Source organism: Marinicrinis sediminis (assembly GCF_042685085.1).
GTDB classification, from domain to species: Bacteria; Bacillota; Bacilli; order Paenibacillales; family KCTC-33676; genus Marinicrinis; species Marinicrinis sediminis.
Genome location: NZ_JBHUMM010000037.1, coordinates 198,731 through 208,404 on the forward strand (window position 1 = coordinate 198,731; position 9,674 = coordinate 208,404).

The following is a 9,674-nucleotide window of genomic DNA, read 5'->3' on the forward strand; positions in this document are numbered from 1 at the left end:
ATCATTTCAGGATGAGCCACACAGGCCTGCGCGACAGTACGGTCTCAACTGGTCTGCGCAATCGTACGATCTGCACAGAAGGTCTGTTCACGAAGAGAAAAGGATTACTTGCAGGAACGGCAAAAATGGGGCCGCCCACAAGTTTCAGATCTTGTGGCACAGCCCCATAGCGTGATTGCGATAAACCCAAACTGGTCTTCGCCTGTCAGAATGATCGTCATGCATACAACGCAGTCCAGAGATGACGGATTAAGGCAGATGGGTGAAGCCCATCAGGTAGCGGTCCACTTCCCGTGCAGCCTGCCTGCCTTCCTTGATCGCCCAGGCGACCAGACTCTGGCCCCTGCGCATATCACCTGCTGCAAACACCCCTTCGCGGCTGGTCATGTGTGTACCGAATTCTGCCTGTACATTGGAGCGTTGATCCTGCTCCAAATCGAGCTGCTCGATCAGAACAGCTTCAGGGCCTGTGAATCCCGTGGCAATCAGAACGAGCTGAGCCGGGTGAACCTGTTCGCTGCCGGGAACCTCCACCGGGACCATGCGCCCCTCTTCATTTGGCTCCCATTTTACTTGAATGGTATGCACGTCGCTGACACGTCCATTTTCCCCTGCAAATCGTTTCGTGGAAATTGCGTACCTTCTCGGATCATGTCCGTATAGGCTCTCTGCTTCCCGTTGCCCATAGTCTACCTTGTGAATGCGTGGATACTCGGGCCAGGGATTGCCTGCGAGTCTGCTCGTACCGGCCCGGGGCATGATCTCAAACTGCTGTACACTGCGGCATCCATGACGAATCGCCGTAGCCACACAATCATTTCCGGTGTCGCCCCCACCGATGACGATCACATCCTTGTCCCGGGCTGAAATGTAGTTATCGTCGGTAAGACCTGAATCGAGCAAACTCTTGGTCGTATCCGTCAAATAGTCCATCGCCTGATAAACCCCTGCCAGGGCCCGTCCCTCTACGTCCAGCTCACGCGCCCGGGTAGCCCCGCCACAGAGCACCACGGCATCAAACATCCTTTCCAGCTCATCTGCCGGAATATCCTTGCCAATCTCGGTATTGGTCACAAATTTAATCCCTTCCGCGATCAGCATATTGACTCTTCTCCAAACCTTTTTCTTGTCGAGCTTCATATTCGGTATGCCATACGTGAGCAGTCCCCCGATCCGGTCTGCCCGTTCATAGACGGTGACCTGGTGGCCTGCCTGATTCAACTGGGCTGCACAGGCCAATCCCGCGGGACCCGATCCGACCACCGCCACCTTTTTTCCGGTTCGTTGTGCAGGAGGCTTCGGCACAATCCATCCTTCCCGAAAGCCTTTATCGACGATCGCGTTCTCCATCCGTTTATTGGTTACCGCTGCGTCCACATAACCGAGGGTGCAGGAACCTTCACACAAGGCCGGACATACACTGCCTGTAAATTCCGGGAAATTATTCGTTTTGTGCAGTCGCTTCAACGCCTCCCGCCACTGTTTGCGATAAACGAGATCATTCCATTCCGGAATGAGATTGTTCAACGGACAGCCAATCGACATCTCCGACAGCTGTCCAATCTGGCAAAAGGGCACGCCACAATCCATACATCTTGCTCCCTGTTGGGTCATCCGCTCCTCATCAAGCGGCAACGTAAACTCATTCCAGCTGTAAATGCGCTGCTGCGGTTCCACCTCACACGGCTTCTCCCGCTCATAATCCAAAAATCCATACGGGTGTCCCATTTATACATCCCCTCCCATTTGGTTTGAATGGTCCCGATTCAAGCAAAATGATCCGTATACTTCTGACATCGATGATGTTTCAAAAAGGAAGACAGCGCTTCCGGCATCTGCGTGTATAACTGATCCAGACGCGTCCCCTCCAAGACATTGCCGATTTTCTTCGGATAGCCGAGCTCACAGATGAGAATATCCCCGTTACTGTGTATATGAAGCTGTTTCATACCCTCCATGCAGCGCGGGAAATTCACCCCTTCTGTACGCAGGATCAGCGGAGTCAGGGGGTGTGAAGGATCAAGGTCTACACAGGTGAAATACATCTCGGAATCGTAAGCCTTGTGTTGTATCAGAGACCATAGGGTCTGCTCGGTATCGAATGGCTTCAACTGCTGCTTCCACCTTCGCTGTTCTTGTTCAACAGAGATGCCGTATTGAAATTCATGCTTGCGAACTCCCAGCTCATAAGCCAATTGATAGACCTCAACTAGCAGCGGTTTTGTATCTTGACTAATGATGGTCTCTACGACACATTCAATCTCACTCTGCGCTGCAAGCTTGATGGCCGCCAATACACGTGCATACCATTCGCTGCTCATGCCTGAAAATTCGGAAAATTGAGGTGCTGATTCTACATGCAAGGAAATATGCAGGGTGTTGAGCCCGGCCTGCTCCAGTGCAGATATACTTGATGCATTGAGCATGCTGCCATTGGAATTGATCTGTACCTCCAGCCCTTTGCGACGGCAATAGTCTACCACCTGAATGCAGTCTTCCAGATAGAGAAGCACCTCTCCCCCTGAAAGTTTGATGCGCTTCAAATCAGGCAATTGCTCGATCATGTGTTGAATGACGGTAAAAGAAAGCTTCTGTTCTTCCCGGTTTCGCTCATGGGCACAGCAAAACGAACAGCGAAAATTGCATGTTGAGGTCAGGCCAATCTCCAGACTCTCCAGGCTGGGCCGATCGGCCGGTTCAAGCTCCAGCGATTTGTACCGCATAGCCTCCCCCTTTCCAGCCAGTGCTGAATATGGATAGGTATATAGGGAGCATTTTATCTTTTCATTTAACGCGTTGCTATAATAAAGATCACAACACGGCAAAAAGGCCGAATACAAGCGGACAGTTGCCCTTGCATTCGACCTTACCCTTGCATTCGATCCCGAAAAACTTCGATGACGAACAGCACCCCGTAATAAGGCTTAAACCAGCCCGCCAGACTGCTCGACCAGTTGCAGCGCCTGATGAAACGTTGCCTCCGGCATGACCGCCGTAAGCAAAACATCCCGTCCGGTAGGTCCATCGTGGCTGCCGTCACTCATTCCGCTGACACTCGGATCGATTGCGGATAAGATTCCGGCAGACGGATTCGTAAAGCTGGCATCACTCGTGAGATTGCCAATGCTCGCGTCATTCCCTGCCATCGTGTTCATCACCCTGTCTCCGCCACCCCCCGGATATTTGCTGAAGCGATCGATACGAACGTCTGCTGCTCTCAATGCCTGCAGCTTGCGCATCAGCCCTTCTGCTTCTTCCGGCGTTTTGAAATAAGCCAATATGTTTTTTTCCATCGATGTCCCCCTGTCTGTTTGCGGCTCGGCTAGATATCCTGTATGTCTCCTCGCGCCTTTTGGATCATCGCAATCGCCTGATCGGCATCCTGCTCATCGACATGGAAGGACAGCATGACCTTCCGCTGCTCATCCTTGCGATCCCCCGTTTCATTCTTGTACGAGGTTTCCTCCAGATACCCGTCGATACCCGCACTCATCATGACCAGATTCTGTCCGTTATACGCCCCCATATTCATCGGAGCACTTCCTTGGGGCACGCCGAAAGTACCGGCCACAAATGGATGGTAGCCCTCCGGACGATCATCTTCCATTCGCTCTATCGAGATATCTCGCACCCGCAGGGTATGCAGGTCGGTGGCTGCTCCTTCTGCGGCATCCTTGTCAGTAAAAAAAGCGGTAATCGGTTTATCTGCCATTATTCTCTCCACCTCCTGTTATCCTTCCTCCTGACGCTTGTCCGCAGCATCTGCCCGCTTCAACGCTTCCAAATCTGCTGCGTCCGCCTGATCCATAGAAAATTCAACATCTTCATTTTTGGAAATGGGGAGCTTTTGCTCCTGCGTTGCCTGTCCGGCTGGACGTTTGGCATTCATCGGCCACACCTCCTCCTATTTCCGTTAGGATAAGCGATTGACTGAAAAGTTATGCCAAATAAAAAAACCTCCTGCTTCACCTTTCTGTAAAGAGGAGAAGAGGAGGTCAATGAACCTTATTCATATCCGTTACATGTTTATCGATGGTTCCGGGTGCAGATGAGGCAGGCTTCGCTCGTTCATCACCAGTGTGATCGCGCTCTCGATCATGGTCAAGCCTTGCTTCAGCGACTCCTTCTCAATCGTCAGCGGAGGCATGATCTTCAGCACACTTCCGTTTCTGCCTGCTCGTTCGATCACCAAACCCTGCTCGAAACAGGCCGCTGCAATAGAGGCTGTCAACACATGATACCGATCCTCACCCTCCAGGCGTGCCAAGTCAATGCCCCAAATCATGCCCATACCCCGAACTTCAATGTCTGGATGCAGCGACTGAATGTTGTGGGAGAGAAACTCACGAATGACGGTTTCATTATGTACCGTCAGGGCTTGCAGATTGACTTCTTTTCGCCATTCGAGTGCAGCTTTCCCGGTTATAAAGGCGAGTTGATTGCCCCTGAAAGTCCCGTTATGCTCCCCGGGCTTCCAAATGTCCAGCTCCGGCTTCATCAGCAGCATGGACATCGGCAACCCATAACCGCTAATCGATTTGGACAGCATCACGATGTCCGGCACAATCCCTGCTCGTTCAAACGAAAGAAAAGGGCCTGTTCTGCCGCAGCCAACCTGAATATCATCACAAATGAGCAAAATATCATGATCGTCGCATAGCTTTCTAAGCCGTTGCATCCAAGCTGCACTCGCTACACGAATACCACCCTCTGCTTGTATCGTTTCAAAAATAACAGCAGCGGGCTTGTCCACTCCGGAATGACTGTCCGTCAGAACGTATTCCATGTATGCCATAGAATCCAGCCCGTTTAACTGGGCCGCGTCATCATAGGGAAAAAACGTAACATCATGAAGCGGCATTCCCGCACCGGCCCGATGAGCTTGGTTGCTCGTGACAGACAGACTCCCCAGGGACATCCCGTGAAAGCCACCCATGAATGAGAAAATGCCGTTTCGCCCCTTCACTTTTCGTGCCAGTTTCAGGGCGGCTTCTACAGCATTTGTCCCGGTGGCTCCACAAAACTGGACTTTATAATGCAGTCCTGACGGTTCCAAAACACCGGATACGAACGCTTCCAGGAATGCTTCCTTGGCTCTCGTATACATATCTAAACCATGGACAATACCGTCTGATTGAACATATTCGATCAGATGCTCCTTCAAATAAGACGGATTATGACCATAATTCAACGCACCTGCACCTGAGAAAAAATCAAGGTATGGATCACCTGAATCGGTGTACAGCCACTCATCCTTTGCCCGGTCAAAAACAACCGGAAAGCTTCTGCAATATGAACGAACATTGGATTCAACTTGTTCGAAAATGTGCATATCTTCCTTCCCTCCCTTTCCATATCTATCACCGAACAATGATGGACACCGACCAGCGCCAGCTAATTCACTTCCACCGTCTTGGATTCCACCTGACCACCCGCTGGAGCAGGTTCTGCTGGCGGAGTCTGTCTGAAAAATTCTCGTAAATCCCGGTTTCGATGCGCGAGAGCACCCAGCACAATGAGTGACAGCCCGGAAGCAACCAGAATGTAGGAATAATCAAAGATGTCCAGCATGGCCCCGTACACCCACATGCCGATCGGAACAGCCAGCGTGGTCACGGTTCCTACGACGCCGAAAATGCTCGCTCTAATGCGTTCTGGAATTTGCAGCTGTACGAACGAAATCATCGGGATATTGCCCATGGCATTAAAGATACCTGTCAGTGCCAGCAACCCCATATATCCCAAGGTGAGCCACACTGCTCCGTCCGGTAAAAATGAAAATTTCGGAAAGACCCACAACACAATCATAAGCGCCTGAAGCTGAATCAGGATAAAGATTTTATTGATGACAAATCGATTGACCTTGTGTACCGCGACAATCAGCGCCCCAACAATAATCCCGACTGCCAGCGCGGCCTCAATGTAGGAAAGATGATAAGCCGACAGCTTCAGCTGATTGTACACAATATACGGAAGAACCAGCGATACCGCAGGGGTAATGACAAAATTGGATGCCACGAAAATACCGAGAATGTACTTGATTGCAGCCCGATCCTGAATGTAGCGATACACTTCCTTCATACTTTCCATATACGATTTCTGTGGTTCATCCGGATCGATTTCGGATTTTCTAAACAGCAGAAGCATATTTAGAAAGCCGGAGAGGATAAAGGATATGGCATCCAGCAAAAAAATCATGCCGAGCCCGAGCATACTGTAGGCCACCGCCCCCATTACCGGACCGATAATGCTGATTAAGGCTCCGATACTCTGGTTGCTCGAATTGACCGCAGCCACCTTTTCTTCCGATACCAGATTCGGAACAGACGCATTGACAGCCAGCGTGAAGAAGGCCTGAAACGTACTCAGTACAATGGCATAGGCCGCAAACAGCCAAATTTCAGTCGGCTGAAAATGATAGAGGATCATGAACAGAAAAATGGAAATCCCGCTTAACAAATCACTGTAAATGAGCACTTTTTTCTTGTCTGCCCGGTCTACGAACACCCCGGCAAAAATATTCACCAGCACACCCGGAATAAATGTAAAGCTGAGAATCAGTGCAAACATGGTCGCCGATCCGGTGAGATCCAGAATATACAAACTCAAGGCGAAACGAAAAACAGAGGTTCCAATTTCGGAAATTAAACGACTGAGACTGAACAATATGATGTTGCGTGTATCTCTCATCAATCCTTGCCTCCCATTAGTTGAAGTATCATGAGCTGAACATGCGAGCTTTGGACGCTTTTCTCAACAATTGTTCAAGCTTTTCCCTGCTTTCCCTGAATGGCAGGATCAAGGAGATACAGAGCTTCGTTTGATGATGCCATGTCATATACAATATCCGGTCATATTCATGGCTGTTCACCCCGCCTATGTCCAGACCGTCCAGATTTCCGTCCTCCGGTTTCATTTCACCCAGATAGTTCAAATTGATCGGTAACTGTTGAAAGGCATCATGCAATCCCTTGCCGCTCACGGGGAATCGCGAACGGATCGATTCATCATAGATCAGGCCAGTGAAATGGGTATTGTGCCGGGAAATCCAGTCCAACTTTGTTTTGATTTCTGCTGCGTTCTCTCTGGATGCATGGGCATGCTTGAGGCACACAGGCAGATAGTCCACACATTCTCCCACCATTTCGTAAAAAGTCTGATCCTCGTAGCTTCTGCCATAATGCGTGAGCCACGTCGGTACGACAGACAGTCCCAGATACGTCTCAAAAAATGCCGTATAGACGTCCAGCGCCTTCTCCCACATCCATGTCGCATCCGGTTCTTCTTTCTCCTGGCGCACGTCCAGCTCCACATAGACAACCGTTGACGTGTCAAATGAACCATTCTGTACACGCGCATTCAATTCATTGACAGATTGCTGAAACAAATCGATCTCAAACTTTTCATACAGCTCACTGTCATGAGTGTGCTGCGGGCCTTTGCGAATTTGCTCAATAAAACGCAAGTATGCATTGGCCTTTTCAGGTTTGTTCGGCTTTTCAGATTTCCTGTCTGTCTCTGTATGCAGCTCCTCGTAACGGGTCAGAATGGCATTTCGAAGCACTTCACTGCTCATATAATCAAATAGCATATGTGAGAAAGGCAGCAGCAGCACAGACTCTCTTTCATTCAACTTCACCCACAGCAGCCTGTACAACATGGAATCGGTCAGATGGTAAGGCTTGATAAAAAAGCGGGCCATCAGCTGCTTCAATATGTGCGATTGTACCGTTCGTGTGAATGGGGTCAAGTCCAGCGTCGGCAGCAGTAGCGATTTGGGCGCTCGATACAATTGCCAGCAACCTTTGTGCGCTGCGCGCTCATGTTCTGCCGTTGCCCATCTGCTCCGCATGACCGCTTCTTGTTGAATCGTCAGCTGCAAGGCGTCACGCAATCGAAGCTCGTCGATGGCATGGTCAAACACAAGATAAGTTCCCGATACATCGCTGTGCTTCATATGATACCTTTGCGAGGGTGAAGGCTCATATTCCTGCTCGATACCTTCCGCCATCAAGCAGGCTGCCAATTGCTCCTGCATGTTGCACACATCAGCCAGCATCACATCCAGTTCTGCGTCTTCACACCCCGATCGCAAGTTCAGGTACGTTCCCCACTCGGCCTCATTCTCATCGTTCGGAGAGAAGTCTTCATCCCCGACTACGATATGATGCGGGTGAAGGGCGGCATCCAGTTTCCATCGAATCCAGGCCCTTACTGGTCGCATATCTCCGTCATTTGTAGAGGAAGAGGAACCGTCTCTGCCGATAAAGAGCACACGTTCATCACGCTCGGCAACCGAATAGGTTCTGAATCGACAAGGACGACGGAGAAGCTCAGATAACACGTTTTCAGCTAGCGCGAAGTCTCGAATTTTATCTTCGACGGTTTGTTCCTGCTTGTGCAGAATCTCGGCCAAGGTAGCAGGTGTTTGCGCCTGAAAGACATGCTGGATGCTGACGTTCCATCCGTATTGACCCAGTTGTGAGACCATCTGCATCGCCAGCAGCGAATGGCCGCCCCGTTCAAAAAAGTTGTCTTTTCGGGAAATGGAGCCCTTGGGTACTTGCAACAAAGACTCCCAGATCGATGCGATGAGCGACTCCCTGTCATTGTGGAACGGCGTATCGATCTGCTCGTCTTCACGCGTCCACTTCGGTTCTGGCAACGCCTGTCGATCAACCTTTCCGTTAGGGGTCAGCGGCAGCTTCTCCAGTCTGACCCAGCACGCTGGAACCATGTATTCTGGCAATTGCTTCACCGCATACTGCTGCAGTTCCTGTTCCTGAATCTCCTCGGCACAGGCCAGGTACGCCACCAGCTGCTTCGCTTCATCCTCGCTCTCCTTGACGATCACCACCGCTTCCCGAATCCCCTCATGCTTTATCAGCACCTGCTCAATCTCTCCGATCTCCAGACGAAAGCCCCGAATTTTCACCTGATGATCCATGCGGCCCATAAAGACGAGGGTCCCGTCAGGCTGCCACTTCGCCAGATCGCCTGTCCGGTAGATCCGTTTGCCTGCTGCAAAAGGGTCCGGTATAAACGTCTCCCTCGTCCGCTCCTCGTCATGGAGGTACCCTCTGCTGACTCCTTCGCCGCCAACCCATAGCTCCCCGACGGCTCCGACCGGCAGCAAGCGACCGCCCCGGTCCACGATATAGGCGGTGGAACCGGAGATTGGCTTGCCAATCGGAATCGACGCACCCGTCTTTGCCTCTTCCGCCTTGATCGCATGGCAGCAGGAGAAGGTCGTATTTTCGGTCGGCCCGTACCCGTTGGTGATGCGCAGCTGCGGACACTGTGCCTGTACGGCCTGGATGTGCTTGGGCGACAAGACATCTCCCCCAACCAGCAAATACCTCAGCGGCTCGAACAGGGCCAGCTGCTGCTGCGCCAGCTGATTAAACAGCGGGGACGTCAGCCACATCGTCGTAATCCCGCTGGTTCGAATCATGGCTCCCAGCTTGTCAGGATCAATCAGGGTGAAGTGATCTGTGATGTACAGGGACAAGCCGTTTAAGAGCGCCCCCCAAATTTCGAACGTACAGGCATCGAATACAGGCGCGCCCGTCTGAAGGATGCGCTCTCCCCGCTCGAAGGGATGATAGGTGGTGTCCTTCACCAGTCTGATCACATTGCGATGCTCGACCATAACCCCCTTCGGACGGCCAGTT

The 9,674-nt window shown here is 51.3% G+C and carries 8 protein-coding genes; all 8 read right to left on the reverse strand.

What is annotated here, in order from left to right:
* Window positions 1-249: 249 nt before the first annotated feature.
* Window positions 250-1,728, reverse strand: a complete 1,479-nt coding sequence (locus tag ACFSUC_RS12685; protein WP_379929984.1) for a glutamate synthase subunit beta — start codon at window positions 1,726-1,728, stop codon at window positions 250-252.
* A 38-nt stretch (window positions 1,729-1,766) separates the two neighbouring features.
* Complete coding sequence (locus tag ACFSUC_RS12690) at window positions 1,767-2,723, reverse strand: radical SAM/SPASM domain-containing protein (protein ID WP_379929985.1); 957 nt, start codon at window positions 2,721-2,723, stop codon at window positions 1,767-1,769.
* A 201-nt stretch (window positions 2,724-2,924) separates the two neighbouring features.
* The gene (locus ACFSUC_RS12695) at window positions 2,925-3,293 is read right to left on the reverse strand and encodes a hypothetical protein (RefSeq protein ID WP_379929986.1); all 369 of its coding nucleotides are present in this window, start codon (window positions 3,291-3,293) and stop codon (window positions 2,925-2,927) included.
* Between the two features lie 29 nt (window positions 3,294-3,322).
* Window positions 3,323-3,712, reverse strand: a complete 390-nt coding sequence (locus ACFSUC_RS12700; RefSeq protein WP_379929987.1) for a hypothetical protein — start codon at window positions 3,710-3,712, stop codon at window positions 3,323-3,325.
* Between the two features lie 18 nt (window positions 3,713-3,730).
* A complete protein-coding gene (locus tag ACFSUC_RS12705; RefSeq protein WP_379929988.1) occupies window positions 3,731-3,889 on the reverse strand; it encodes a YfhD family protein in 159 nt (52 codons plus the stop codon).
* A 129-nt stretch (window positions 3,890-4,018) separates the two neighbouring features.
* Entirely contained in the window at window positions 4,019-5,332 is a 1,314-nt protein-coding gene (gene ectB, locus ACFSUC_RS12710; protein ID WP_379929989.1) for a diaminobutyrate--2-oxoglutarate transaminase, read from the reverse strand.
* A gap of 62 nt (window positions 5,333-5,394) precedes the next feature.
* Complete coding sequence (locus ACFSUC_RS12715; RefSeq protein ID WP_379929990.1) at window positions 5,395-6,690, reverse strand: MFS transporter; 1,296 nt, start codon at window positions 6,688-6,690, stop codon at window positions 5,395-5,397.
* Window positions 6,691-6,718: 28 nt separating this feature from the next.
* A partial coding sequence (locus tag ACFSUC_RS12720; RefSeq protein WP_379929991.1) for an AMP-binding protein occupies window positions 6,719-9,674 on the reverse strand: 2,956 nt, incomplete at its 5' end.

Coding starts and splice junctions, on each gene's coding strand:
- ACFSUC_RS12685 (WP_379929984.1), bottom strand. CDS start 1,728: ATGGGACACCCGTATGGATTTTTGGATTATGAGCGGGAGAAGCCGTGT.
- ACFSUC_RS12690 (WP_379929985.1), bottom strand. CDS start 2,723: ATGCGGTACAAATCGCTGGAGCTTGAACCGGCCGATCGGCCCAGCCTG.
- ACFSUC_RS12695 (WP_379929986.1), bottom strand. CDS start 3,293: ATGGAAAAAAACATATTGGCTTATTTCAAAACGCCGGAAGAAGCAGAA.
- ACFSUC_RS12700 (WP_379929987.1), bottom strand. CDS start 3,712: ATGGCAGATAAACCGATTACCGCTTTTTTTACTGACAAGGATGCCGCA.
- ACFSUC_RS12705 (WP_379929988.1), bottom strand. CDS start 3,889: ATGAATGCCAAACGTCCAGCCGGACAGGCAACGCAGGAGCAAAAGCTC.
- ectB (WP_379929989.1), bottom strand. CDS start 5,332: ATGCACATTTTCGAACAAGTTGAATCCAATGTTCGTTCATATTGCAGA.
- ACFSUC_RS12715 (WP_379929990.1), bottom strand. CDS start 6,690: ATGAGAGATACACGCAACATCATATTGTTCAGTCTCAGTCGTTTAATT.